At 52.6% G+C, this 25,507-nt stretch carries 22 protein-coding genes and 3 pseudogenes; 6 read left to right on the top strand and 19 right to left on the bottom strand.

Translation table 11 applies throughout. The features are described 5' to 3' along the window. Window positions 1-263: 263 nt before the first annotated feature. The 8 genes from catA to catB all read right to left on the bottom strand — a co-directional run bounded on the left by catA (window position 264) and on the right by catB (window position 7,248). Window positions 264-905: a type A chloramphenicol O-acetyltransferase gene (catA, locus tag OU419_RS14280; RefSeq protein ID WP_001011941.1), complete on the bottom strand. Its 642-nt coding sequence runs from the start codon at window positions 903-905 to the stop codon at window positions 264-266. A 149-nt stretch (window positions 906-1,054) separates the two neighbouring features. Beyond that, window positions 1,055-1,258 (bottom strand): hypothetical protein, encoded by a 204-nt coding sequence (locus tag OU419_RS14275; RefSeq protein ID WP_197465993.1) that lies wholly within the window; start codon window positions 1,256-1,258, stop codon window positions 1,055-1,057. Between the two features lie 397 nt (window positions 1,259-1,655). Then, entirely contained in the window at window positions 1,656-3,197 is a 1,542-nt protein-coding gene (locus OU419_RS14270) for an IS91-like element ISCR1 family transposase (protein WP_000050481.1), read from the bottom strand. A gap of 404 nt (window positions 3,198-3,601) precedes the next feature. Then, window positions 3,602-4,441 carry a sulfonamide-resistant dihydropteroate synthase Sul1 gene (sul1, locus tag OU419_RS14265; RefSeq protein WP_000259031.1) on the bottom strand — a complete coding sequence of 280 codons (840 nt, stop codon included), beginning with the start codon at window positions 4,439-4,441 and terminating at the stop codon, window positions 3,602-3,604. Then, window positions 4,435-4,782, bottom strand: coding sequence for a quaternary ammonium compound efflux SMR transporter QacE delta 1 (locus OU419_RS14260; RefSeq protein ID WP_000679427.1), 348 nt, complete (start codon window positions 4,780-4,782; stop codon window positions 4,435-4,437). The genes sul1 and OU419_RS14260 overlap by 7 nt, the downstream gene beginning before the upstream one ends. Window positions 4,783-5,334: 552 nt before the next feature. Next, window positions 5,335-5,808, bottom strand: coding sequence for a trimethoprim-resistant dihydrofolate reductase DfrA1 (dfrA1, locus tag OU419_RS14255; protein WP_023622807.1), 474 nt, complete (start codon window positions 5,806-5,808; stop codon window positions 5,335-5,337). A gap of 95 nt (window positions 5,809-5,903) precedes the next feature. Then, window positions 5,904-6,176: a hypothetical protein gene (locus tag OU419_RS14250; RefSeq protein WP_023622806.1), complete on the bottom strand. Its 273-nt coding sequence runs from the start codon at window positions 6,174-6,176 to the stop codon at window positions 5,904-5,906. Window positions 6,177-6,615: 439 nt separating this feature from the next. Next, window positions 6,616-7,248 carry a type B chloramphenicol O-acetyltransferase gene (catB, locus tag OU419_RS14245; RefSeq protein WP_023622804.1) on the bottom strand — a complete coding sequence of 211 codons (633 nt, stop codon included), beginning with the start codon at window positions 7,246-7,248 and terminating at the stop codon, window positions 6,616-6,618. Window positions 7,249-7,402: 154 nt separating this feature from the next. Here catB and OU419_RS14240 point away from each other — a divergent pair, with 154 nt between their 5' ends. Further along, window positions 7,403-8,446, top strand: a complete 1,044-nt coding sequence (locus tag OU419_RS14240; protein WP_076611547.1) for an IS110-like element ISPpu24 family transposase — start codon at window positions 7,403-7,405, stop codon at window positions 8,444-8,446. A gap of 272 nt (window positions 8,447-8,718) precedes the next feature. On the opposite strand, the gene OU419_RS14235 is transcribed toward OU419_RS14240, so the two are convergent. Then, a complete protein-coding gene (locus tag OU419_RS14235) occupies window positions 8,719-9,273 on the bottom strand; it encodes an aminoglycoside N-acetyltransferase AAC(6')-IIa (protein ID WP_023622803.1) in 555 nt (184 codons plus the stop codon). Window positions 9,274-9,437: 164 nt separating this feature from the next. Continuing rightward, window positions 9,438-10,094 (bottom strand): quinolone resistance pentapeptide repeat protein QnrVC6, encoded by a 657-nt coding sequence (locus tag OU419_RS14230; protein ID WP_032495607.1) that lies wholly within the window; start codon window positions 10,092-10,094, stop codon window positions 9,438-9,440. Window positions 10,095-10,447: 353 nt separating this feature from the next. On the opposite strand from OU419_RS14230, the pseudogene intI1 reads away from it, so the two are divergent. Further along, a pseudogene (intI1, locus tag OU419_RS14225) lies at window positions 10,448-11,245 on the top strand (class 1 integron integrase IntI1); the annotation flags it as partial. Between the two features lie 52 nt (window positions 11,246-11,297). Here intI1 and OU419_RS14220 read toward each other — a convergent pair. The 4 genes from OU419_RS14220 to OU419_RS14205 form a co-directional block, all read right to left on the bottom strand. After that, entirely contained in the window at window positions 11,298-12,002 is a 705-nt protein-coding gene (locus OU419_RS14220) for an IS6-like element IS26 family transposase (RefSeq protein WP_001067855.1), read from the bottom strand. Between the two features lie 83 nt (window positions 12,003-12,085). Next, on the bottom strand, window positions 12,086-12,970 hold the full coding sequence (locus OU419_RS14215; protein WP_000155092.1) for an Mph(E) family macrolide 2'-phosphotransferase: 885 nt from the start codon (window positions 12,968-12,970) through the stop codon (window positions 12,086-12,088). Between the two features lie 55 nt (window positions 12,971-13,025). After that, window positions 13,026-14,501 (bottom strand): ABC-F type ribosomal protection protein Msr(E), encoded by a 1,476-nt coding sequence (msr(E), locus tag OU419_RS14210; protein ID WP_000052512.1) that lies wholly within the window; start codon window positions 14,499-14,501, stop codon window positions 13,026-13,028. 449 nt (window positions 14,502-14,950) lie between these two features. Beyond that, complete coding sequence (locus tag OU419_RS14205) at window positions 14,951-15,655, bottom strand: IS6-like element IS26 family transposase (protein ID WP_001067855.1); 705 nt, start codon at window positions 15,653-15,655, stop codon at window positions 14,951-14,953. 130 nt (window positions 15,656-15,785) lie between these two features. Between OU419_RS14205 and OU419_RS14200 the strand changes: the two genes are divergently transcribed. Further along, window positions 15,786-17,282 (top strand): MFS transporter, encoded by a 1,497-nt coding sequence (locus OU419_RS14200; RefSeq protein WP_254476847.1) that lies wholly within the window; start codon window positions 15,786-15,788, stop codon window positions 17,280-17,282. Window positions 17,283-17,488: 206 nt separating this feature from the next. Here the strand turns inward: OU419_RS14200 and OU419_RS14195 are convergent, their stop codons facing one another. The 4 genes and pseudogenes from OU419_RS14195 to OU419_RS29115 form a co-directional block, all read right to left on the bottom strand. Next, window positions 17,489-18,193, bottom strand: a complete 705-nt coding sequence (locus tag OU419_RS14195; protein ID WP_001067855.1) for an IS6-like element IS26 family transposase — start codon at window positions 18,191-18,193, stop codon at window positions 17,489-17,491. 80 nt (window positions 18,194-18,273) lie between these two features. Then, window positions 18,274-18,480: pseudogene (locus OU419_RS29025) on the bottom strand (methyl-accepting chemotaxis protein); the annotation flags it as partial. Between the two features lie 447 nt (window positions 18,481-18,927). Then, window positions 18,928-20,078, bottom strand: a protein-coding gene (locus OU419_RS14185; RefSeq protein ID WP_254474115.1) for an IS3 family transposase whose coding sequence is annotated in 2 segments (ribosomal slippage) — window positions 18,928-19,835 and window positions 19,835-20,078 — 1,152 coding nt in all. Because the reading frame shifts where the segments join, the coding sequence is not laid out codon by codon here. A 296-nt stretch (window positions 20,079-20,374) separates the two neighbouring features. Next, window positions 20,375-20,795 (bottom strand): annotated as a pseudogene (locus tag OU419_RS29115) (PAS domain-containing protein); the annotation flags it as partial. A gap of 309 nt (window positions 20,796-21,104) precedes the next feature. On the opposite strand from OU419_RS29115, the gene OU419_RS14175 reads away from it, so the two are divergent. Further along, window positions 21,105-21,665, top strand: a complete 561-nt coding sequence (locus OU419_RS14175; RefSeq protein ID WP_001161490.1) for a recombinase family protein — start codon at window positions 21,105-21,107, stop codon at window positions 21,663-21,665. A 3-nt stretch (window positions 21,666-21,668) separates the two neighbouring features. Continuing rightward, a complete protein-coding gene (locus OU419_RS14170; protein ID WP_001138014.1) occupies window positions 21,669-24,635 on the top strand; it encodes a Tn3-like element TnAs1 family transposase in 2,967 nt (988 codons plus the stop codon). Here OU419_RS14170 and OU419_RS14165 read toward each other — a convergent pair. Beyond that, window positions 24,632-24,949 (bottom strand): DUF3509 domain-containing protein, encoded by a 318-nt coding sequence (locus OU419_RS14165; protein WP_254474117.1) that lies wholly within the window; start codon window positions 24,947-24,949, stop codon window positions 24,632-24,634. The genes OU419_RS14170 and OU419_RS14165 overlap by 4 nt on opposite strands. Before the next feature lie 288 nt (window positions 24,950-25,237). Between OU419_RS14165 and OU419_RS14160 the strand changes: the two genes are divergently transcribed. Continuing rightward, window positions 25,238-25,474, top strand: a complete 237-nt coding sequence (locus OU419_RS14160; RefSeq protein ID WP_254474118.1) for a metallothionein — start codon at window positions 25,238-25,240, stop codon at window positions 25,472-25,474. The last annotated feature ends 33 nt before the right edge of the window (window positions 25,475-25,507 follow it).

The raw sequence follows: 25,507 nt of genomic DNA, 5'->3' as shown, positions 1-25,507 counted from the left end.
GTCGCAGCAGTCTTTCTGGTGTCTTAAATACTATTATTATAACTGCATCTGGTGTTGTTAATATTATTGTTACTGCTTACTTTATTATTATTGCTGTCAGTCTTTGCTGTTTCTTTTTTATTAAGGGTATTACCAAACTGCGGGGGCATTATCGTACAGTGATCCTGAACCATTCTGAAACGAAATTACAGATTACGGTTAAAATATAAAAAAAAGCCACCATTCCTGCCGGATACGGTGGCTTAAATACAGAATTAATTAATTTATTTCAGTATGTTATCACACATCAGCTGAAGTGTATTAATAAACCGTGCTGCATGAAAGCCATCACAGACTGCATGATGAACCTGTACAGAAACAGGTAATAATACGCGGTCACCTTCCTGCTGAAACTTTGCCATCGTAAAAACCGGGGCAAAATAATCATCATTTCCGGTGATGTTCAGGTTAAATCCGTCAAAACTCACCCACGGTAATGATGATATATTCAGGTGATTCTCCGGTAAATTTCCCTGCGGAAACAATCTGGTATCATGCTGATATTCTGCCGTTACCGCATTATAACCTGCCATAAACTCACTGAGATCCGGAAAATAACGGCAGGACAGTGCAGAGAATGTTTCGGTTTCTTTATGAAAGACAGTAAAGACCGGGTCTGACTGGTCCCAGTAAATAAGTTCATTGTCTTTCAGTGCCATCCGGAACTCCGGAAACTGATTAACAGCCCGGGAGATCAGGTAAATCATCAGCGGATAAAACTTATAACCTGTCTCCGCCAGTGCGGTACGCAAAGCGGTAATATCGAGTTTGGTGGTCAGGCTGAATCCGCATTTATTCTGCTGACGATAAAGGGCAAAGTGTTCCCTGCGATTCCAGGTATTCAGGTCAATCCGGGTAAAATTCATGGTTATTCCTTCTGATTAATAGTGAAAAATATTAATAATCAGAAGGCAGTCTGGTTGTCTCAATGGGTAACATTCCGTCCTCCGTAAGCTGTTTGGTATTCAGTAATAATACCCTATACGGGCTTAATCTGTATTAAGCCCGGCTTTATTTATTCCGGCCAATCATCCGCAAACACATAGCGGATCAGTTCTGCGGATTCACGGGGCGGTGCTCTCAGCACATCCGCCATTAAATCAATCTCCATCTGACAGGTTTGCAGCTTGTCTTCCGCCGGTACATACGGATCATCCGTCAGGAAACTATCGCCGTATTTATCCATCGACCCCTGTATTTGTGCCGAAAATAAAGTCACGGTACTCTCCGGAGGCCTTTTTCATATCCGGCGGGCCTGACACTTCCGGATGCAGCACACGAAAACAGAAGTCACCGGAACACGCCATTCTGAGAAAACTGTCACTAATCTGTTTTATTCCGCAAACAGAAAACCACCGGATAACCGGGGTATAGGAAGTATAAAGGGTATAGGAAGTATAAACCACCTTTTTGCTCCTCATCCGAAGTATCTTACCTGAAATTCCCTCACTCGTTTACCGCTCAAGCCCCAATTTTAACTGCCGGTCCAGCCTAAACCGCTCTAATAAGGTTCGATTTGGCGGTAAAATCTCTAGCCTGATAGCTCGAGAGATACAAACTGCCCCACCGCCCCGTTTAAAAGTTGGCAGTGTTGAGCAGTGTTGGATTTGGGGTCGTCAGTCAAAGAGACGACTCTGTGATGGATCGAACAGGCTGGGAGTCAGTGGCGGCGCTCGTTCTGGTGGCAGCTCACGCTGCTTGGCGGCATTCGCCTTGGCTGTTTTCTGTTTCAGATGCTTGAGAATCTGCTCAATGACCTTCGGATCTTCGATGCTGGCAATCACTTTGACGTGACCGCCGCAGTGTTCGCAGACTTCAATATCAATATTGAAGACTCGCTTGAGGCGTTGCATCCAGGTCATGGCGCGGTGGCGCTCTGCAGGACTCTTGTCACGCCAGTTAGTATCGAGACCTTCCGATTTGTCGGGCTTCTTGCCCCGCTTGGCGGGTGTTACTTGAACTCGGTGTTTGCTGTTCGGTGCAAAGACGCCGTGGAAGCGTGTGAGGTTGACTCGCGGCTTAGGTACCAACGCAGCGAGTTTGGCGATGAAGTCCAGCGGCTCGAAGATCACATGGGTGGTGCCATTGCGGTACGGAGTTTTGAGCTCGTAACGCACCTGCCCATTGGCGGTTAATGCCAGACGTTTTTCTGAAACCGCTGGCCGACTAATGTAGCGACACAAGCGCTCAAGCTTATCCCGCTGATGCGCTTCGGCCATCACACCGGCGTGTAGCGAGAAACCAGCATGGTTGGCTACTCGACTGCTTGAGTCGGCTTTATCCTCACGCCCTGGCAAGGTTTGCAGGGTGAAGACTTTGCGCCCTTGCTGGGGGCCGACGGCAATGCGATACGTAACCGAAGCACCATGTAATTGAGTCAGCGTATCGTCTTCGCCCTCTTCCAGTGTCAACCACGTATTCTCGGCATCACGCTCCAAAATCCCACGCTTTTCCATGCAGCGAGCGATGCGATGGCTGAGGGTGTGAGCGAGCGTATTCAGCTCATCGTAAGTGGGTGCCTTGACACGATGGAAGCGTTGCTTGCCATAGTCATCTTCGGCATAGACACCATCGAGAAACAGCATGTGGTAGTGGACATTGAGATTTAGCGCGGAGCCAAAGCGTTGGATAAGAGTCACTGAGCCAGTTTGTGCAGAGGCTTTGGTGTAACCGGCTTTTTTGATCAGATGAGTTGAGAGTGTACGATAGACGATACTCAAGACCTGGCCCATCAGCTGGGGATGGCGAGCCAGCAAAAAGCGTAGCTGGAAAGGAAAGCTGAGCACCCACTGGCGAATGGGCTCCTTGGGGAAGACTTCGTCTATCAGCAGCGCCGCACTCTCGGCCATCCGGCGGGCACCGCAGCTAGGGCAAAAGCCGCGTCGTTTACAGCTGAAGGCGACCAGACGCTCGTGATGACAATCCTCGCAGCGAACCCGCATGAAACCATACTCCAGACGGCCACATTGGAGGAGGTCGTTGAATTCTTGTTGGATGTAGCGAGGCAGGTGTTGACCTTGGGCTTCGAGTGAGGCTTTGAAGGCTGGGTAGTGCTGCTCAACCAGCTGGTAGAGCAGCGTCTGGTCGGGTTGGTGGCGTTCGTAACCGTTTGTTTGAGTGGGCGATTGACTCGCCGTGGCGTTCCTTGCCAGCGACATGGGTATCCTCCGCTGATACTGTGGTTATGTACAGTATCAGCGGCTTGCGTTCAGACGTCCAGTCTGGCCCTAGACATCGCTAAATGCTTAACCCGCAATAGCCCTCACGAGTTGTTATCAGCCACTACCGGTTGAGCGAGAAGGTTTTGGGTTCAGGGTGCTATTGCTCCACCAATCACAATACTGAAGCCCCAACTGTTATCAGTTGGGGCTTTTTCTTGTCTGTTTGCGGCGGTTGCGTTTTATCGGTAGTCGTCGAGCTCTGCACCATCCCACATAAGAGCTTAACGGTGCGATCTTCAACGCCATCACACAAAACTTTCTTTTTCACGCACAGTCAACTTATTGGATGTTTTATTAACAACCCAAAAGGAGATATTTAGCGGGCGGCCGGAAGGTGAATGCTAGGCATGATCTAACCCTCGGTCTCTGGCGTCGCGACTGCGAAATTTCGCGAGGGTTTCCGAGAAGGTGATTGCGCTTCGCAGATCTCCAGGCGCGTGGGTGCGGACGTAGTCAGCGCCATTGCCGATCGCGTGAAGTTCCGCCGCAAGGCTCGCTGGACCCAGATCCTTTACAGGAAGGCCAACGGTGGCGCCCAAGAAGGATTTCCGCGACACCGAGACCAATAGCGGAAGCCCCAACGCCGACTTCAGCTTTTGAAGGTTCGACAGCACGTGCAGCGATGTTTCCGGTGCGGGGCTCAAGAAAAATCCCATCCCCGGATCGAGGATGAGCCGGTCGGCAGCGACCCCGCTCCGTCGCAAGGCGGAAACCCGCGCCTCGAAGAACCGCACAATCTCGTCGAGCGCGTCTTCGGGTCGAAGGTGACCGGTGCGGGTGGCGATGCCATCCCGCTGCGCTGAGTGCATAACCACCAGCCTGCAGTCCGCCTCAGCAATATCGGGATAGAGCGCAGGGTCAGGAAATCCTTGGATATCGTTCAGGTAGCCCACGCCGCGCTTGAGCGCATAGCGCTGGGTTTCCGGTTGGAAGCTGTCGATTGAAACACGGTGCATCTGATCGGACAGGGCGTCTAAGAGCGGCGCAATACGTCTGATCTCATCGGCCGGCGATACAGGCCTCGCGTCCGGATGGCTGGCGGCCGGTCCGACATCCACGACGTCTGATCCGACTCGCAGCATTTCGATCGCCGCGGTGACAGCGCCGGCGGGGTCTAGCCGCCGGCTCTCATCGAAGAAGGAGTCCTCGGTGAGATTCAGAATGCCGAACACCGTCACCATGGCGTCGGCCTCCGCAGCGACTTCCACGATGGGGATCGGGCGAGCAAAAAGGCAGCAATTATGAGCCCCATACCTACAAAGCCCCACGCATCAAGCTTTTGCCCATGAAGCAACCAGGCAATGGCTGTAATTATGACGACGCCGAGTCCCGACCAGACTGCATAAGCAACACCGACAGGGATGGATTTCAGAACCAGAGAAAGAAAATAAAATGCGATGCCATAACCGATTATGACAACGGCGGAAGGGGCAAGCTTAGTAAAGCCCTCGCTAGATTTTAATGCGGATGTTGCGATTACTTCGCCAACTATTGCGATAACAAGAAAAAGCCAGCCTTTCATGATATATCTCCCAATTTGTGTAGGGCTTATTATGCACGCTTAAAAATAATAAAAGCAGACTTGACCTGATAGTTTGGCTGTGAGCAATTATGTGCTTAGTGCATCTAACGCCTTGCTAAACGGCAGGCAAAGCGCAGCTTTGGCTGTCCGGTGGAGGGCCGTAGGCCCGGAACGTATTTGAGCAACTTGTTAGCTGCATGCTTACCGCTGATCTCTTCGTATGTATACAGCATATCTCGCATTTGTGCGCTTTGTTTTTCCTGACTCGGGAGCTACAAGATTGAGCCATATTTCGCCTTTCGAGTTCACTGGCTCTATGGATGAAATTCGCCAAACGCAACCAAAATTCGTATAACTCAAATGGATAAGCATTCCGACACGAAGCTGATTCGAAGGGATACTCTGGCCTACGTTGTGACGCTTTTTATAAAATCCTCTTGCCATAACTACTCCGTTTCTTGGCAGCTAACGCCTGGCACAGCGGATCGCAAACCTGGCGCGGCTTTTGGTACAAAAGGCGTGACAGGTTTGCGAATCCGTTGCTGCCACTTGTTAACCCTTTTGCCAGATTTGGTACCTATAATTTATGTTAGAGGCGAAGTCTTGAGTAAAAACTGGCCTAAAATTGCTGGGGATTTCAGGAAAGTAAACATCACCTTCCGGCTCGATGTCTATTGTAGATATATGTAGTGTATCTACTTGATCGATCAGGCTTTTGTATATCTCCCCACCACCTGAAACAATGACATGATCCGTTATTTTCTTTAGGTTGGTTAAAGCATCTTTAATTGATGGAAAGATCAATACGTTCTCATTGTCAGATGTAAAACTTGAACGTGTTACGACCGCATACTTTCGGTTGGGTAATGCTCCCATTGATTCAAAAGTCTTGCGTCCAACCAACAGCCATTGGTTATAGGTAATAGCTTTAAACAGGAGCTGTTCACCTTTGGCACTCCATGGAATATCAGGGCCATTCCCGATAACTCCATTCTTCGATATAGCTACCATTAGTGATAGTTTCACAATTCTTCCTCAGAGGTTAACGCAAAGCACACGGGCGGAAAAACGCGTTAGCGTTTGACGTCCCAGTGGCCGCAGGCCACGAGTGATGCGCCTTGTTATGTTTTTGAACGCTGCGCATTAGCTTTACTATCTAAAATATTTAATAACTCTTCGTACTTAGGCCCAGAACCAAACTGAGGTAATCCGATAGCCAGAACAACAGCGCCGAATGCTAAATAAACGATAAACTCAGCAACAACCACGCCTGTTGCCATCAAGGTAATACCGCATAGCATGACAACAATGAGCAAAACTCTGAAGAATGTTGCAGCTTTAATCTTTTTCCTAGCACCGGCTATCACTGCCAGTTCTTTGTCACTAAATTCCATAGTTAAACCTTTTTAAAACATAACGCTGCCAGCAAGCGCGACGCTGTTTGGCGTCGCTTGACTGGCCTTGTTAGCAGCCTGCACCTAACTTTCGCGGCTTGCCGCACTGGCAAACCCGAACAACGGCAAGCTGCTTTTAATTTAAAACTAAACCGGTTAACTGCGATACGGCGAGCCGACCGGAACCTGTAAAACTGTTAAGCGAAGCCAAGAAGAACAACGCTACCGCCACAACCGTTTGCAGCAAACCCACAAACTGGCGAACTAAACCTTTTGGCGCTGCCGCTAGGAAAACCAAACGCGAGCAATGCCGAAAAAAGCTACTGACTAAAACCGTTAAAACCCGAAAACCTGCTAACGCCCGGCTTTGGGGCGGACTTGTAGCCGCAAAGCGGCGGAAAGGCCGTCCCAGCCCCGAAGGGGCGACAACAGCCGTTTGTTAGGCACTTGAACGCTGCCAAAAATGGTACAAGCCTGCAATATCAGACGAGCACAAAAGAGGCATTGCTTCTTTAATTTGCTCCAACGGCCAATCCCACCACTTCATATCTAGCAACATTGAAATTTCCTGTTCTGAAAAGCGCTTCTTTATCTCTTTTGCAGGGTTGCCACCAACTATTGTGTATGGCTCTATATCTTTGGTAACCAAAGCCCGGCTGCCAATTACCGCTCCATGGCCAACCTTTACTCCAGGCATAATCATTGCTTCAGAGCCAATCCACACGTCGCTTCCTATGACGGTATCACCTGCCGCCTGGAAAGCATCAACTGATTCCGAAAATGCCGGTTCCTCATTCATATAGAAAAAAGGGAATGATGTAACCCAATCATATCGGTGACCTTGATTTCCAGCCATGATAAAAGATGCACCCGTCCCTATGGAGCAAAAGCTTCCAATTATCAATTTATCAACGTCATCACGATCAGGCAGGAGGTAGCGAGCGCAATCATCAAATGAATGCCCGTGGTAATAGCCTGAATAATAGCTATAACGGCCTACCTTGATATTTGGGTTCTTTACCTGTTCGACGAGAGGTTTTCCCTTAAACGGGCTCTCAAAATAGTTCTTCATATAATTCCGCACCAAAAATCTGCAACAACACCGTTGCCTAACACCTGAATTAAGCCGCGCCGCGAAGCGGCGTCGGCTTGAATGCTGTAATGGACTCTCCCTGCGCCACAGTTCTATACCGAGAACGGTGGTGGCTGAAATTGGGAGTGTTGTGATGAAGCGAATTGCGGTTGATCTGGCCAAGTCCGTTTACCAAGTTGCCGAGAGTGTCCGTTCCGGCCAAGTGGTGCAGCGCAAGCGGCTGAACCGAGAGGCGTTTAGGCGATATATACAGGAGCAAGCCGAGCCGGTCGAGTGGGTGATGGAGGCCTGCGGTACGGCCCATTACTGGGGGCGCGTGGCGCAGGCACTGGGCCATTCGGTAAAGCTGATCCACCCGCGCTATGTGCGCCCGTATCGCCGCCGCAACAAGACCGACCGCAACGACTGCGATGCGATGCTAGAAGCCGCGCGCTGCAAGGATATCCATCCCGTGCCTGTGAAAACCCATGAGCAGCAACAGGTGCAGCAACTGCATGGGCTGCGCGAAACCTGGAAGAAAAGCCGTACTCAGCGGATCAACCTACTGCGCGGCATCCTGCGCGAAGCGGGCATCGAAGCTCCAGCCTCTACCGCCGCTTTTATCCGTGCCGCCCATGAGTTAGTTGAGCGCCCAGAAATCGCGCCCTTGAGCCATCAACTGCATATCGTCCTGGCGGAAATAAACCTGCACGAACAGTGCATGGTCGAGTGCGAGCAGCAACTCAAACGCTGGCATGCCGACGATGAAGTCGTGCGCAAACTCGATGAAGTCAGCGGTATTGGCCTGTTGACCGCCAGCGCCCTGAAAACCGCAGTCGGCAAGCCCGAGCGCTTTGCCAATGGTCGCCAGCTCAGCGCTTGGCTGGGCATGACGCCGCGAGAGTTCAGCAGTGGTGAGCGGCGCAAACTGGGCCACATTAGCCGGCAAGGCAATGTATACGTGCGCACCCTGTTGATCCACGGCTCGCGCGCGGCCTTGTTGGCAGCGCAGCGCTGTCAGGCCCGGACACCCGAGAAACTGACCCAGTTACAGCGCTGGGCCGTCGAGACGGCGGCACGTGTTGGCCACAACAAAGCGGCCGTGGCCTTGGCCAACAAGCTGGTTAGGATTTGCTGGGCGGTGTGGTGTCATGAGCGGCGATTTAGTGGTGACTGGCAAAGCGTAAAGCCCGCCTGACGGCGGAGGTAATCAAGAAGGCGTGATGGTTTTCTTGTGGTTGTGGTGAGTAGCAGCACTGTCGGAACAGGCGAGTCCTGCAGCGGAATAAGGCCGATAACAATCATGATCTTCGTGATCGATTGAACGCTTGGCCCCCGCTGCGCGAACTACAGAATGGCCAGGGCGGTAGAGCCCAAAACAGGCCGGATATACGAATGCAACCGCGCTGACGACAAGTGCAAAAGAAAAGCTTTGCTCACTACTTGTGGGGAGAGTCCATATATGAGTTGTTAGGCAACACCGCGCTTTCTCTCGAAGGCTTGTCGTGTTTGAACCATGTAAACCGCCGGCCCGTCAGGCGTGGTGATGATCTTCTCCCGCACGAATCCTGCCTTCTCATAGCAGCGTATGGCTCGATGGTTGTTCGGAGTCGGGTCGGTCTGAATCTTCGTCACGGTGGGGTCCGAGAACAGTAGTTCAACGAGAGCGCGGACAAGCCTTGTTCCTAGGCCTTTGTTCAACTGTGTCGGGTCAGCCAGAGACTGGTCTATTCCTCGCACTCCTGGATCAGTTTCATCTTCCCACCAGCCATCACCGCTTCCGAGCGCGACGTACGACTGAGCATAGCCGATCGGTTCCTCGCCCAGCATTGCGATGTACGGTGTTACGGACTCTTCCGCCATCGCTCTGGGCAGGTAGTGTTCCAGCACTTCATCAAGAGTCGGTCGCTCTTCGTCACCACCCCACCACTCAACGATGTGCGGCCGGTTGAGCCAATCATGGAGCATCGGCAGGTCGCGCTCGGTCATGAGGCGAAGAGTTATGGGGGGGGTGCTCGCGGACATGAAATGGTCGCTCTGTGCTGCCTAACGCCGCGTTAAGTAGTGAGCAACATGCCACCCAACCTAAACCATTGTGCCGTAAACACTAAATTCAAAGCAAACCGAAAATGCCCAGCGTTGCGAATCTGTCTTAAACGCTTTGTTATGTGCGTAGCCGAATCTTGCGCTTAGTCAGGAACAATGATTACCCCTAATTGCTCCAGTAACTGCTCCTGTTGCCACGAGCATATTTTTACACCTGTAAGATCAATCTTTCGAGGATCTAAACCATAAAGCTCTGAATGACTTAAATCACAGCCTTGTACTCTAAACTGTTCCCAGCAGTCTTCTGAAAAAACGCCACGACTTAAATCTGATTCTTTAAATGAAGCGCCTCGAAGATTTGCACCAATCCATCTATTTTCGAACAGGTCACATTTTTCAATAAGCTGCTGCTCAAAATTGGCATAGGATAAGTTACAACCTGTTATGTATGCAGAGCAAAAGTACATTTTATTCGAAACCTGATTTACAAAACTAACTTGGCTAAAATTTGCCCCTTTAAGATCACAATCTCTCAGTTCAATACCAAAGCAATTTGCCCCCTTAAAATGGGACATTGAAAGCTGACAATCTTTAAATGAAGCATCTCGAAGATCAGCATAAGAAAAATCGCACCCTTCCAGTGCCCCCTGCTCTATGAAAGTACAGTTAATGAACTGTGTATCTCGAAGGTTTGAGCGCTTAAAATTACAATGTATAAAAGTACAATTGCTAAAGATATGTTCTTGCAAGTCCTGATGTGAGAAGTTCACTTGATTATATAATTGCTTTGATTTTTCCATGCTGTAGCTCCAAAAAACATTTGATTTGAAGACTACCATTTTACCTGAAAGTTCTCAACAAAAACAAAACCAATAAAAACAGACACTTAAAACACCCCGTTTTAGCCAAGATAAGGCATCAAAATGGCATTTTAAAGGGTGCTAATTCAAAATAAGCGATGCGGCCAGCTAGAAAAAAGTTTTGGTGAACCTGGTGAGTTTTAGAGAAAGCACATAACTTTGTTTTAGGGCGACTGCCCTGCTGCGTAACATCGTTGCTGCTCCATAACATCAAACATCGACCCACGGCGTAACGCGCTTGCTGCTTGGATGCCCGAGGCATAGACTGTACAAAAAAACAGTCATAACAAGCCATGAAAACCGCCACTGCGCCGTTACCACCGCTGCGTTCGGTCAAGGTTCTGGACCAGTTGCGTGAGCGCATACGCTACTTGCATTACAGCTTACCAACCGAACAGGCTTATGTCCACTGGGTTCGTGCCTTCATCCGTTTCCACGGTGTGCGTCACCCGGCAACCTTGGGCAGCAGCGAAGTCGAGGCATTTCTGTCCTGGCTGGCGAACGAGCGCAAGGTTTCGGTCTCCACGCATCGTCAGGCATTGGCGGCCTTGCTGTTCTTCTACGGCAAGGTGCTGTGCACGGATCTGCCCTGGCTTCAGGAGATCGGAAGACCTCGGCCGTCGCGGCGCTTGCCGGTGGTGCTGACCCCGGATGAAGTGGTTCGCATCCTCGGTTTTCTGGAAGGCGAGCATCGTTTGTTCGCCCAGCTTCTGTATGGAACGGGCATGCGGATCAGTGAGGGTTTGCAACTGCGGGTCAAGGATCTGGATTTCGATCACGGCACGATCATCGTGCGGGAGGGCAAGGGCTCCAAGGATCGGGCCTTGATGTTACCCGAGAGCTTGGCACCCAGCCTGCGCGAGCAGCTGTCGCGTGCACGGGCATGGTGGCTGAAGGACCAGGCCGAGGGCCGCAGCGGCGTTGCGCTTCCCGACGCCCTTGAGCGGAAGTATCCGCGCGCCGGGCATTCCTGGCCGTGGTTCTGGGTTTTTGCGCAGCACACGCATTCGACCGATCCACGGAGCGGTGTCGTGCGTCGCCATCACATGTATGACCAGACCTTTCAGCGCGCCTTCAAACGTGCCGTAGAAGGCACTGTTGCAAAGTTAGCGATGAGGCAGCCTTTTGTCTTATTCAAAGGCCTTACATTTCAAAAACTCTGCTTACCAGGCGCATTTCGCCCAGGGGATCACCATAATAAAATGCTGAGGCCTGGCCTTTGCGTAGTGCACGCATCACCTCAATACCTTTGATGGTGGCGTAAGCCGTCTTCATGGATTTAAATCCCAGCGTGGCGCCGATTATCCGTTTCAGTTTGCCATGATCGCATTCAATCACGTTGTTCCGGTACTTAATCTGTCGGTGTTCAACGTCAGACGGGCACCGGCCTTCGCGTTTGAGCAGAGCAAGCGCGCGACCATAGGCGGGCGCTTTATCCGTGTTGATGAATCGCGGGATCTGCCACTTCTTCACGTTGTTGAGGATTTTACCCAGAAACCGGTATGCAGCTTTGCTGTTACGACGGGAGGAGAGATAAAAATCGACAGTGCGGCCCCGGCTGTCGACGGCCCGGTACAGATACGCCCAGCGGCCATTGACCTTCACGTAGGTTTCATCCATGTGCCACGGGCAAAGATCGGAAGGGTTACGCCAGTACCAGCGCAGCCGTTTTTCCATTTCAGGCGCATAACGCTGAACCCAGCGGTAAATCGTGGAGTGATCGACATTCACTCCGCGTTCAGCCAGCATCTCCTGCAGCTCACGGTAACTGATGCCGTATTTGCAGTACCAGCGTACGGCCCACAGAATGATGTCACGCTGAAAATGCCGGCCTTTGAATGGGTTCATGTGCAGCTCCATCAGCAAAAGGGGATGATAAGTTTATCACCACCGACTATTTGCAACAGTGCCTCAGCAATCATATTTTTAAATTATATAACTCCCAACTGAGCTTTTGCTCCAACGATAAGGCTTTCATTTTGAGTTTCTAAGGCAAATAAACCATACATCAAAGGAGAGGCCGCTGCTCTTTCTAAAGTCTGTTCATATAGTTTATTCCAAACTTTACCCCCTAGTTTTTCATACTCGATGATTAGAGTTTTGAGGCTTTCTTCTCCAAACAAAGTTACATGCCCAGCAAAATCAATCGCTGGGTCATCTATATGGGCTGTTGACCAATCAATAACGCCTGAAACAGCTCCATCCTTTGAAGCTAGTACATGCCCAGCATATAAATCGCCATGTATAAATTGGGTGAAATCTGCCCATAGAACATCATTATCCAACCATTTTCTGTAGCGGGTTTCCAATTGCTCACTTATACCAATTTCAGATTTTACTAACTGCAAATTGTTTGCTATTTCAGGTCTTAAATCTGAAGGTTTCATAATTTTCAAATCATTTTCCCGAACTTCTTTTTCAGGAATACTATGGATTTCAAATAAGGTTTTTGCCAAAGATGTTATGTATTTCGGGCTATCTTTGTCCATATTCCAAATTATTTCATAGGTTTCAGCATCCAAATTTAAAACAGGATTATCTTTAAGTATGGGATAAGCCACTAATTCTGTAGATGAAATTCTCCAATCAGGAACCTCTACAGAAAGATGTTTTTTTACCAATTCTAAAATGCGTTTTTCTTTCTTGATTTGTTCCCTCATGCCATCACGACGAGGAATACGCAGCAACCATTGTTGCCCCTTTGTATCAAGAGCAAAAACGACCTTAAAATCAATGCCCATTTCATTGAAATTCATTTTGTCCGTAAGCAACAAGCCGTGTGCTTCAGCAAGTGATTGAATATCTTGAATTGTCATTTTTAATTTCCTTTAAAGAGTTCAATAATTAATGTTCGGATTAGATTGGCTATCATTAACAATCTCTCTCAAAAGTCTTGATGATTTTGTGGTCTTTGATCTCGTAGATAATGTCAGCAATATTATCGACCAATTGCTTGTCATGAGATACGAAGATAATAGTTCCTGCATAGGACTTCATCATTGTTTCTAATGCGGCAATACTTTTTAGGTCAAGATAGTTTCCTGGTTCATCCATAAGCAAAATATTATATTTTCCTAAAAGCATTTTGGATAAAAGCAGTTTGATGATTTCACCTCCCGATAAGTCGGATAAGTTTTTTTGAATATCATTCGCTCCGATCCCCATTGAAGCCAATACTGCACGAATTTCCGCAACTGTGTACTCGCACTCTTCCTGCATAAAGGAGAGCACAGATTTATGCGTGTTAAATTTATATCCTGTTTGTGTAAAGTAGCCAATTTCAGCTTTTGGAGATATGGTTAATCCATCAGCACGTTCTGATATCATTTTTAACAAGGACGTTTTCCCTGTTCCATTCGATCCAGTTATAGCGACTTTAGCGCCAAGCGGTATTATAAAGTTAGCGTCATCAAAGATAGTACGGCTACCAAATTTTAAGCTCAGACCATCTGCCGTAATCGGGAACTTATTGTGCAGTTCTAGGGCTGAACTTTGACGAAAACGAATAGAACGCAAATGCTCTGGTGCTTGAATATCTTCTAATGCAGCCAAACGCTTTTCCATACTCTTAGCTGCCTGATACAGTTTTCTTTGCTTGGTGCCAGTCATTTTTGCATGCCCAAGTCGTCCAGCACTTTCGGTAGAGTTTTTGGATTTTTCTCCTTTTTTCTTATTGTCTAATCGATTAGCTTGCTGGCGTTTTTCTTGCACAGCAGATTCTAATCGCTCCCGTTCCTTCATCATCAGCTCATATTCTACGGCTTGGTGTTGTCGCTCTTCTTCTTTTTGACGCAAGTAATCCGAGTAACCACCCCAATATTCCGTAATTTTACCGTCTTTTAACTCCCATATCTTGTCTACAACCATATCAAGAAAATATCGGTCATGACTGATAACAAGTAATGCTCCATCAAATGCTTTAAGTTGACCAATAAGTAGATCTATTCCATTGAGATCAAGGTGGCTGGTTGGTTCATCCGCTAGAATGCCATGTACTTGTTGGGAAAATGCGGCAGCAATTTTTGCACGAGTTTCCTCTCCGCCACTCATTGTGTCGTTTTGTACATTGGAAACACCAAGGCGAGATAACATTGCCCGGTCTTCGACCGTTTCTATTTCGATTCCGCCCAGTTGGCTGATATGTGCAAAATCACCAAAACGCTGTAATGTCGCTTCGGCTAAAACAATTTCGCCATTAAGTACTTTGAGTAAACTACTCTTTCCTGCTCCGTTATCACCCACAAGACCAATACGGTCATAAGAGTGAATTTCCAATTCATCAATATCCAAAACATCACGCCCAGCATAATCCAAGCGTATGTTTCTCGCTTTAATAATTAAACTCATTTTTATTTACTCCTGTTTAGCTCTTGAAATTTTTTATGCAGCAAACAGGATTTAGGTGAAAACAAAAGCTAGCATCACAGTGTCCTCCCAAAAAAAAAGCTATTCATCCACAGGGTGGACAAATAGCTAGTCAATTAAGTTATAACTGGAAACTATGCACTAAAAGCATACTTATAAATTAAGCATACTTTTACTTTATATATCCGCATATATTCTTAAAGACACAACAAAAGCCCACCATTATAAAATAGTGTCACTATGCAAATAGTTGTGTCTTAACGAATGCGGATAGAATGCATAAACTTACCTAAAAAATAAAATTCAGTTTTATGATAACTTTACTGTTAAAAGAAGTCTAGACAACCTTGTTTTATGCTTGGATATAAGGCTTATTTTAGGCACTGTTGCAAAGTTAGCGATGAGGCAGCCTTTTGTCTTATTCAAAGGCCTTACATTTCAAAAACTCTGCTTACCAGGCGCATTTCGCCCAGGGGATCACCATAATAAAATGCTGAGGCCTGGCCTTTGCGTAGTGCACGCATCACCTCAATACCTTTGATGGTGGCGTAAGCCGTCTTCATGGATTTAAATCCCAGCGTGGCGCCGATTATCCGTTTCAGTTTGCCATGATCGCATTCAATCACGTTGTTCCGGTACTTAATCTGTCGGTGTTCAACGTCAGACGGGCACCGGCCTTCGCGTTTGAGCAGAGCAAGCGCGCGACCATAGGCGGGCGCTTTATCCGTGTTGATGAATCGCGGGATCTGCCACTTCTTCACGTTGTTGAGGATTTTACCCAGAAACCGGTATGCAGCTTTGCTGTTACGACGGGAGGAGAGATAAAAATCGACAGTGCGGCCCCGGCTGTCGACGGCCCGGTACAGATACGCCCAGCGGCCATTGACCTTCACGTAGGTTTCATCCATGTGCCACGGGCAAAGATCGGAAGGGTTACGCCAGTACCAGCGCAGCCGTTTTTCCATTTCAGGCGCATAACGCTGAACCCAGCGGTAAATCGTGGAGTGATCGACATTCACTCCGCGTTCAGCCAGCATCTCCTGCAGCTCACGGTAACTGATGCCGTATTTGCAGTACCAGCGTACGGCCCACAGAATGATGTCACGCTGAAAATGCCGGCCTTTGAATGGGTTCATGTGCAGCTCCATCAGCAAAAGGGGATGATAAGTTTATCACCACCGACTATTTGCAACAGTGCCGCCTGTTCAGTTACAATCGCAACCAATAGTCCTCTAACAATGCGCATTGCGCAGTCGGGTGTTTTTCATGCCGTCACCAAATCGCTGGCTCGTACTGCTGATCGTATCGACAGCCCTTTTTCTCATCTGCATTGACGTTACAGTTCTATACACGGCACTGCCCCGGCTGACGCACGATCTTGGTGCGTCGAACGCTGAAAAGCTCTGGATCGTCAACGCCTATCCTCTCGTCATGGCGGGCCTTCTCATGAGCACTGGCACGCTTGGCGACAAGATCGGCCACAGGCGCATGTTCCTGATGGGTCTGATCGTCTTCGGGATTGCCTCGGTCATTGCCGCCTACTCGCCCACGCCAGGTATTCTGATCGCCTCGCGAGCGCTTCTCGCCGTTGGCGCAGCGATGATGATACCGGCAACGCTTTCGATCATCCGCATTACCTTCACCGACGACCGCGAGCGCAGCCTTGCGATTGGCGTATGGGCGGCGGTCGCCTCTGGCGGCGCAGCCTTCGGCACGGTGGTCGGCGGTATTCTGCTCGAATTCTTCTGGTGGGGATCGGTGTTCCTCATCAACGTGCCCGTCGTCATCCTGGCGCTGCTCCTGACACCGCGTCTTGTGCCCAACATTCCGGGCAATCCACAGCGGACATGGAAGTTTTCGGGCGCGATCATCGTCATGATCGGCCTTGTCGGCGTCATCTATGCGATCAAGGAGACGAGCAAGATCGACCCGTCGATCCTCATTGCAGTCGGGTCCGGCGTCATCGGTGCCGCGTTCCTATTCTGGTTTGTGCGCTCGCAGAGGGCAATGGCTGAACCCATGGTGGATTTCAGCCTCTTTCCGAACCCGGTCTTCCGGGGTGGTGCGCTCGCTGCGATGGTCTCCATGCTCGCCATGATAGGCGTGCTGCTGGTGCTCACCCAGCGTCTTCAGCTTGTCAGCGGCATGTCGCCGCTCGAGGCAGCATTCGCCTTGATGCCGCTATCGATCGCTTCCCTCGTCATCGGGCCGATTGCTGGCCTTTTGTCGAACCGGATCGGCAACGCGACGGTGATATGGGGAGCGCTGTTCGTTACCGCCGCGGGCCTCGCCGGGCTCGCACTCACCTACGATAGCAGCTTCATGATGCGGCTCGTGCCAATGGTAGCGATCGGCTTGGGAGTTGGCGGCACCATGACCGGCGCTTCGGGCGCCATCATGCTCAGTGCCCCGCCTGAAAAGGCCGGCATGGCCGCCTCGATCGAAGAAGTGTCGTACGAGTTCGGCAGCACCATCGGCGTCGCTCTCATCGGCACGATGCTATCGCTCTTCTACACACGCGCCTTCATCCTGCCAGACGGTTTTGAAGTGCCGCTTGCGGCGCGCGACAGCATCGATCAGGCGATCATCGCTGCCGAATCTTTGAACCCGAAAGGGGCCGAACAACTGATGACTATTGCGCGCAGCGCTTTCGATCAGGGGTTTGTCGCTTCGGTCTGGACCGCCGCTGCGCTCGTCTTCCTCGTTGCGATCTACATTGCGATCTCGACGCGCAATCAGCCCAAGCTAACGGGCAGCCATTGAAATCCGAATGATTGCCGCCCGGTCCTGGCAAGGGCCGGGCGGTTCGATTCCCGCAAAATTGGCCGTTGATAAGGAAATAGCTCATGTCCAGCACCCCCATACTCGTCACTGGCGCGACCGGCAAAACCGGACGCCGCGTTGCGGCACTTCTTACGGCACTGTTGCAAAGTTAGCGATGAGGCAGCCTTTTGTCTTATTCAAAGGCCTTACATTTCAAAAACTCTGCTTACCAGGCGCATTTCGCCCAGGGGATCACCATAATAAAATGCTGAGGCCTGGCCTTTGCGTAGTGCACGCATCACCTCAATACCTTTGATGGTGGCGTAAGCCGTCTTCATGGATTTAAATCCCAGCGTGGCGCCGATTATCCGTTTCAGTTTGCCATGATCGCATTCAATCACGTTGTTCCGGTACTTAATCTGTCGGTGTTCAACGTCAGACGGGCACCGGCCTTCGCGTTTGAGCAGAGCAAGCGCGCGACCATAGGCGGGCGCTTTATCCGTGTTGATGAATCGCGGGATCTGCCACTTCTTCACGTTGTTGAGGATTTTACCCAGAAACCGGTATGCAGCTTTGCTGTTACGACGGGAGGAGAGATAAAAATCGACAGTGCGGCCCCGGCTGTCGACGGCCCGGTACAGATACGCCCAGCGGCCATTGACCTTCACGTAGGTTTCATCCATGTGCCACGGGCAAAGATCGGAAGGGTTACGCCAGTACCAGCGCAGCCGTTTTTCCATTTCAGGCGCATAACGCTGAACCCAGCGGTAAATCGTGGAGTGATCGACATTCACTCCGCGTTCAGCCAGCATCTCCTGCAGCTCACGGTAACTGATGCCGTATTTGCAGTACCAGCGTACGGCCCACAGAATGATGTCACGCTGAAAATGCCGGCCTTTGAATGGGTTCATGTGCAGCTCCATCAGCAAAAGGGGATGATAAGTTTATCACCACCGACTATTTGCAACAGTGCCCTCGTGTGCGCTTGCCGACTACTTTGCTCCATGACTGTAACAGCGGATTGCGCTCGCTCTTGTAGAGCGCTGATCATGCTTTGAATATCCGTTGTCGATTGCTGTGTGCGAGCAGCAAGACTGCGAACCTCATCGGCGACAACAGCAAAACCACGCCCCTGCTCACCAGCACGCGCGGCCTCAATTGCTGCGTTGAGTGCCAACAAATTCGTTTGCTCGGCGATCCCTCGTATAACGTCAGAACTTTTGATATCTCGTTACTTTGACCTTCAAGCTCATGAATAACCTGAGTGGCTTGCCTAATTTCACCTTCAAGGGCAGTGATTGACTGGCTTGTGTGGGCTACCAGACGCTGGCCAGATGCCGTCTCAGTGTCTGCTCTTCCGGCCGCATCTGCAGCATGCTGTGCATTGCTCGCAACCTCTTGAATGCTTGCCACCATTTGGTTTACTGCCGTTGCTATTTGATCTGTCTCTGCCTGCTGCTCAACTGTAAGTACATTGCTTGACTCAATATCCTTTAGTAGGCCTCGGGTGTGTTCGCTAAGCCGATTTGATGCATCACCTATGCGACCTACTATGGCGCCTGTTTCAGCTTGCATCATTCGTAAAGCAAACTCTATTTGGCCAAACTCATCGGTGCGCCCAGTGTAGTGAATAGCCCCGGTTTTTCTAGAGACCGTCTTGCCTCAGAAAATAACGTCGTTCGAACTCTACCGGCGACAGCTTCTCGGCGAAACCATGTCGTCGTTTGGGGTTGTAAAACATCTCGATGTAATCGAACACATCGCTTCTCGCCTCATCTCGACTGCCGTAAATCCTGCGCTTGATCCGCTCACGCTTGAGCAACTGAAAGAAACTCTCAGCAACCGCGTTGTCATGGCAGTTGCCACGACGACTCATGCTGCCAACAAGATTGTTGGCCCTGAGAAAACTCTGCCAATCCGAGCTACTGAACTGACTGCCCTGGTCAGAGTGGATCATTACTTCCTGCTTCGGCTTGCGTCGCCAGACGGCCATCAGAAGCGCATCAATGGCCAGATCACTGCTCATGCGTGATTTCATCGACCAACCGATGACCTGACGAGAGAACAGATCGAGCACCACTGCCAAATACAGCCAACCTTCGTAGGTGCGGATGTAGGTGATATCGGTGACCCAAACCTTATTCGGCTCGCTGACATTGAACTGGCGTTCCAGCCGATTCGGCGCAGGTGTTGGCGGCTTGCCGCCATAGCGACCGGGGCGGCGACGATAGCCTGTTTGCGAACGCAGTCCTTCCGCACGCATCAGCCTAGCCACACGATGCCGCCCACAGCACTCACCTAGTTCGCGCAGATCTGCATGGATCTTGCGATAACCATAAACCCCGCCGCTCTCCAGCCAGGAATGCTTGATCAAACCCAGCAGGCGCTGATCGTCCTTGGCCCGTGCGGACTTGGGCTCAGCCAGCCAGGCGTAGTAACCGCTGGGATGCACTTTCAGAGCCTGGCAGAGGCGTTGAGTCGAGTAACTTGCCGCTAACTGGCGGATGAAGGCGTACCTCAGCCGGACTCCCTGGCAAAGTACGCGGCGGCCTTTTTTAGGATGTCTCGCTCTTCGGTCACCCGCTTGAGTTCAGCACGCAGACGACGAAGCTCCGCCTGCTGATCATCTTCTTGCTTACGCTGGGCTTCTGGCTTGCTGTAGCGCTTGATCCACGCATACAGGCTGTGCGCAGACATGCCCAAACGGGCCGCTACATCGGCAACAGGCAGGCCGCGCTCAGTCACTTGCCTGACTGCTTCGATCTTGAACTCTTCGGGGAAACGCTGGTTGCTCATGGCACCTCCTAGTGGCCTCATTATGAGGCTTGGAGGTCTCTAGGGAATCCGGGGCTATTCATAGAGGGATTGACTTAATGGGTTATTGGAAATATTCCTGGCTCTTTCAACCAGTCTTCCAAGAGGAGAGAGAATAGCCAAAACACTAACAGAGCTTAAGCTTCCTGACATTAAAGTGGCTAACAATAAGCTGCTTATTGATGTATCAGTAAGCATGCCGGCAGCCATTGCGCTTGATATAATACTACCCCATATGAGCAAGAGTATTTTCACGGAAAAGCTAGCAGCCAATTTCGGCCTCGCGGCCTTCCCGCTTCTCAATTGAGCATATAATTTTTCCGCAGCCAAAACCTGCTCAGGTTCAGGCTTGGTCCTTACAGACTGGTATTCAACAATCGAACCATTCTTAGCTATTGGCGTTACATAAGCACTTACCCAATAGTGGTCGCCATTTTTACAGCGATTTTTTACTAGCCCCATCCATGAGCGGCCAGATTTTAATGTACTCCACATATGCTCAAATGCAGCAGGCGGCATATCTGGGTGTCTTACGATGTTGTGAGGCTGGCCTAATAGTTCTTCCTCAGTGAAACCACTGATTTTAATGAAGTCAGGATTAACGTACGTGATATGGCTTTGAGGGGAGGTAGTCGAAAGAATATTGGCATCTTTTGGGAGTTCTAAGTTTCGACCCGTCACTGGTAAATTCTGGCGCATAAGAACCTCAAGGGTTGGCTGTTTTATTTTATTGTTTTCGGCATTAAGCCCAATTTCTTGAGCGTTACGATAAAGCTAGCATGGAAACGATAGGTGCAAGCAAGTTAAGGGTTGCATCGCGCATGTCAATCTAGGCTATACCCTAACTTGATGTCAGGCAGGGCCGCGCCGCTTCGTCAGAATAGAGTCTGCTTTCCCATTTTTTGACACATGCCCGCGAAGGTTATAGATTTCAGCCTGACAGAAATGGGCTTTGAGGCACAACGGAACAGAAAGTGCACTTAAGCCGCCTTCAACCAAGGAGACATCGTGCAGGGGCACCGCATCGGCTACGTCCGGGTCAGCAGCTTTGACCAGAACCCGGAACGCCAGCTGGAACAAACCCAGGTGAGCAAGGTGTTCACCGACAAGGCATCGGGCAAGGACACCCAGCGCCCCCAGCTCGAAGCGCTGCTGAGCTTCGTCCGCGAAGGCGATACAGTGGTGGTGCACAGCATGGATCGGCTGGCCCGCAACCTCGATGACCTGCGTCGCTTGGTACAGAAGCTGACTCAGCGCGGCGTGCGCATCGAGTTCCTGAAGGAGGGCCTGGTGTTCACTGGCGAGGACTCGCCGATGGCCAACCTGATGCTGTCGGTGATGGGGGCCTTCGCTGAGTTCGAGCGCGCCCTGATCCGCGAGCGGCAGCGTGAGGGCATCGCCTTGGCCAAGCAGCGTGGCGCGTACCGGGGCCGCAAGAAAGCCCTGTCCGATGAGCAGGCTGCTACCCTGCGGCAGCGAGCGACGGCCGGCGAGCCCAAGGCGCAGCTTGCCCGCGAGTTCAACATCAGCCGGGAAACCCTCTACCAGTACCTCCGCACGGACGACTGACACATGCCGCGTCGCTTGATCCTCTCGGCCACGGAGCGGGACACCCTGCTTGCGCTGCCGGAAAGCCAGGATGACCTGATCCGCTACTACACCTTCAACGACTCCGACCTGTCGCTGATCCGCCAGCGACGCGGCGACGCCAACCGCCTCGGCTTCGCCGTGCAGCTCTGCCTGCTGCGCTACCCCGGTTACGCGCTGGGAACCGACAGCGAGCTGCCCGAGCCGGTCATCCTGTGGGTGGCGAAGCAAGTCCAGGCCGAGCCGGCGAGCTGGGCAAAGTACGGCGAGCGCGACGTGACCCGTCGCGAGCATGCCCAGGAACTGCGCACCTACCTGCAACTGGCCCCGTTCGGCCTGTCCGACTTCCGCGCCCTGGTGCGCGAGCTAACCGAGCTGGCCCAGCAGACCGACAAAGGCTTGCTGCTGGCCGGTCAGGCCCTGGAGAGCCTACGGCAGAAACGACGCATCCTGCCGGCGCTGAGCGTGATTGACCGGGCCTGCTCGGAAGCCATTGCGCGAGCCAATCGGCGGGTCTACCGCGCCCTGGTCGAACCACTCACGGACTCGCATCGGGCCAAGCTGGACGAGCTGTTGAAGCTCAAGGCCGGCAGCAGCATCACCTGGTTGACCTGGCTGCGCCAGGCACCGCTGAAACCCAACTCTCGGCACATGCTGGAACACATCGAGCGGCTGAAGACATTTCAGTTGGTGGACTTGCCCGAAGGCCTGGGCCGGCACATCCACCAGAACCGCCTGCTCAAGCTGGCCCGCGAGGGTGGGCAGATGACGCCCAAAGACCTCGGTAAGTTCGAGCCGCAGCGCCGCTACGCGACCCTGGCCGCCGTGGTGCTGGAGAGCACCGCGACCGTGATCGATGAGCTGGTCGATCTGCATGACCGCATCCTGGTCAAGCTGTTCAGCGGCGCGAAGCACAAGCATCAGCAGCAGTTCCAGAAGCAGGGCAAGGCGATCAACGACAAGGTGCGCCTGTACTCCAGGATCGGCCAGGCGCTGCTGGAAGCGAAGGAAAGCGGCAGCGACCCCTATGCCGCCATCGAGGCGGTGATTCCCTGGGACGAGTTCACCGAGAGCGTCAGCGAGGCCGAGCTGCTGGCCCGGCCGGAAGGCTTCGACCACCTGCACCTGGTCGGCGAGAACTTCGCCACCCTGCGCCGTTACACGCCGGCCTTGCTGGAGGTGCTGGAACTGCGCGCCGCGCCGGCCGCGCAAGGCGTGCTGGCAGCCGTGCAGACCCTGCGTGAGATGAACGCCGACAACCTGCGCAAGGTGCCGGCCGATGCACCCACGGCCTTCATCAAGCCGCGCTGGAAGCCGCTGGTGATCACCCCGGAAGGCCTCGACCGGAAATTCTACGAAATCTGCGCCCTGTCCGAGCTGAAGAACGCCCTGCGCTCCGGCGACATCTGGGTCAAGGGCTCGCGGCAGTTCCGCGACTTCGACGACTACCTGCTGCCGGCCGAGAAGTTCGCCGCACTCAAGCGCGAGCAGGCCCTGCCCCTGGCGATCAACCCGAACAGCGACCAGTACCTGGAAGAGCGTTTGCAGCTGCTGGACGAGCAGTTGGCCACCGTCACCCGCCTGGCCAAGGACAACGAGCTGCCCGATGCCATCCTCACCGAGTCAGGGCTGAAAATCACCCCGCTGGATGCGGCGGTGCCGGATCGGGCGCAGGCGCTGATCGACCAAACCAGCCAGTTACTGCCGCGCATCAAGATCACCGAACTGCTGATGGACGTGGACGACTGGACGGGCTTCAGCCGCCACTTCACCCACTTGAAGGACGGGGCCGAGGCCAAAGACAGGACGTTGCTGCTGTCCGCAATCCTCGGTGATGCGATCAACCTCGGGCTGACCAAGATGGCCGAGTCGAGCCCCGGCCTGACCTACGCCAAGCTGTCCTGGCTGCAAGCCTGGCACATCCGCGACGAAACCTATTCGGCGGCCTTGGCCGAGCTGGTCAACCACCAGTATCGCCACGCCTTTGCCGCCCACTGGGGCGACGGCACGACCTCATCCTCCGATGGCCAGCGCTTCCGCGCGGGTGGCCGGGGCGAGAGCACCGGGCACGTCAACCCGAAGTACGGTAGCGAGCCGGGACGGCTGTTCTATACCCATATCTCCGACCAGTACGCGCCGTTCAGCACCCGCGTGGTGAATGTCGGCGTCCGCGATTCCACCTATGTGCTCGACGGCCTGCTGTACCACGAGTCCGACCTGCGGATCGAGGAGCACTACACCGACACGGCCGGCTTCACCGATCACGTCTTTGCCCTGATGCACCTGCTAGGCTTCCGCTTCGCGCCGCGCATCCGCGACCTCGGCGAAACCAAGCTGTACGTGCCGCAGGGCGTGCAAGCCTACCCGACGTTGCGCCCGCTGATCGGCGGCACCCTGAACATCAAGCACGTGCGTGCCCACTGGGACGACATCCTGCGCCTGGCCAGCTCGATCAAGCAGGGCACCGTCACCGCCTCGCTGATGCTGCGCAAGCTCGGCAGCTACCCGCGCCAGAACGGACTGGCCGTGGCCCTGCGCGAGCTGGGCCGGATCGAGCGCACGCTGTTCATCCTGGACTGGCTGCAAAGTGTTGAACTGCGCCGCCGCGTGCATGCCGGCCTGAACAAAGGTGAGGCGCGCAACTCGCTGGCCAGGGCGGTGTTCTTCAACCGCCTTGGGGAAATCAGGGATCGGAGCTTCGAGCAGCAGCGCTACCGGGCCAGCGGCCTCAACCTGGTGACGGCGGCTATCGTGCTGTGGAACACGGTGTACCTGGAACGCGCCACCCAGGGGTTGGTCGAGGCCGGCAAGCCGGTGGACGGCGAGCTGCTGCAATTCCTGTCGCCGCTGGGCTGGGAGCACATCAACCTAACCGGCGATTACGTCTGGCGGCAGAGCCGCAGACTGGAAGACGGGAAGTTTCGGCCCTTACGGATGCCCGGAAAACCTTAGCGTACGATTTTTTCCGAATTCTGCGGGCTCCCCAAGGTCTGCAACTCGATGCGCTTGAGGAACCAGTCGACGTTGTCTTCTTCCAGCGGGCCCTCCAGGGTCATCAGATCGCGGCGGATACGTTCGACCAGGTTGTTGAGGAGCACGTCGCTGGATTGTTCCTCCGGCTGGATCACGCGGACCATCAGCTTCTTGCCGGAGGCGTTGCGCAGGTTCATCAGCACGGCTCCGTCCGGACGGCTGTGGAACTGGGGCCGGTAGTCGGTGAAAAGGCTGGCCAGATGTGCAATTACGATATCGCGGCAGTTGTACATGTCGATCCCTCCCGGAGCATTGGCTTGGAGTGGGGACCGTTGCATCAGCCGTTCCAGGCCGGGGCCAGGTGTCTCATCGGCCTAACATCTTGTAAACGCTGGCAATAGCGCTGCCGGTAGTGGCGCTTGGATATGAGCAGAATGCACGGGTCGCCTCGGAGCGGGACGAAAAATGCACGGTGCGGGCAGCGCACCATCTGGCTCGCGGGCTGCAGGCCGCCGGCAAAAAACCTGAACTCCCGCGCCCGGGCCGGCTCAACCGAGCACTGCCCACGGGAGGAAAACGCCATGAATTCGGAAGTCTGCCAATGCCCCGGCTGTATCTGCGAGCTCGATGACTCCGCCGTACGCCGTGGCGATCAGTTTTTCTGCTGCCAGGCCTGCGCCGACGGCCATCACCAGGAGCGCGCCTGCCGCGATCCGGAGTGTCCCTGCACCGACCGGGCGCGACAGAACAGTTCGGACAGCCAGCTCGATCACTCGCTCGAAGAAACCTTCCCGGCCAGTGATCCCATTTCGCCCTGAGCGAGCCACTGGCGATCCACCCATTCGAACAGT

The sequence above is a fragment of the Pseudomonas triclosanedens genome, assembly GCF_026686735.1.
Lineage (GTDB): Bacteria > Pseudomonadota > Gammaproteobacteria > Pseudomonadales > Pseudomonadaceae > Pseudomonas > Pseudomonas triclosanedens.
Note: the sequence above shows the minus strand (reverse complement) of the source record. Positions and strands in the feature narration are given on the sequence as shown.

Coding starts and splice junctions, on each gene's coding strand:
- catA (WP_001011941.1), bottom strand. CDS start 905: ATGAATTTTACCCGGATTGACCTGAATACCTGGAATCGCAGGGAACAC.
- OU419_RS14270 (WP_000050481.1), bottom strand. CDS start 3,197: ATGTCGCTGGCAAGGAACGCCACGGCGAGTCAATCGCCCACTCAAACA.
- sul1 (WP_000259031.1), bottom strand. CDS start 4,441: ATGGTGACGGTGTTCGGCATTCTGAATCTCACCGAGGACTCCTTCTTC.
- OU419_RS14260 (WP_000679427.1), bottom strand. CDS start 4,782: ATGAAAGGCTGGCTTTTTCTTGTTATCGCAATAGTTGGCGAAGTAATC.
- OU419_RS14250 (WP_023622806.1), bottom strand. CDS start 6,176: ATGGAATTTAGTGACAAAGAACTGGCAGTGATAGCCGGTGCTAGGAAA.
- catB (WP_023622804.1), bottom strand. CDS start 7,248: ATGAAGAACTATTTTGAGAGCCCGTTTAAGGGAAAACCTCTCGTCGAA.
- OU419_RS14240 (WP_076611547.1), top strand. CDS start 7,403: ATGAAGCGAATTGCGGTTGATCTGGCCAAGTCCGTTTACCAAGTTGCC.
- OU419_RS14235 (WP_023622803.1), bottom strand. CDS start 9,273: ATGTCCGCGAGCACCCCCCCCATAACTCTTCGCCTCATGACCGAGCGC.
- OU419_RS14230 (WP_032495607.1), bottom strand. CDS start 10,094: ATGGAAAAATCAAAGCAATTATATAATCAAGTGAACTTCTCACATCAG.
- OU419_RS14220 (WP_001067855.1), bottom strand. CDS start 12,002: ATGAACCCATTCAAAGGCCGGCATTTTCAGCGTGACATCATTCTGTGG.
- OU419_RS14215 (WP_000155092.1), bottom strand. CDS start 12,970: ATGACAATTCAAGATATTCAATCACTTGCTGAAGCACACGGCTTGTTG.
- OU419_RS14205 (WP_001067855.1), bottom strand. CDS start 15,655: ATGAACCCATTCAAAGGCCGGCATTTTCAGCGTGACATCATTCTGTGG.
- OU419_RS14200 (WP_254476847.1), top strand. CDS start 15,786: ATGCCGTCACCAAATCGCTGGCTCGTACTGCTGATCGTATCGACAGCC.
- OU419_RS14195 (WP_001067855.1), bottom strand. CDS start 18,193: ATGAACCCATTCAAAGGCCGGCATTTTCAGCGTGACATCATTCTGTGG.
- OU419_RS14170 (WP_001138014.1), top strand. CDS start 21,669: ATGCCGCGTCGCTTGATCCTCTCGGCCACGGAGCGGGACACCCTGCTT.
- OU419_RS14165 (WP_254474117.1), bottom strand. CDS start 24,949: ATGTACAACTGCCGCGATATCGTAATTGCACATCTGGCCAGCCTTTTC.
- OU419_RS14160 (WP_254474118.1), top strand. CDS start 25,238: ATGAATTCGGAAGTCTGCCAATGCCCCGGCTGTATCTGCGAGCTCGAT.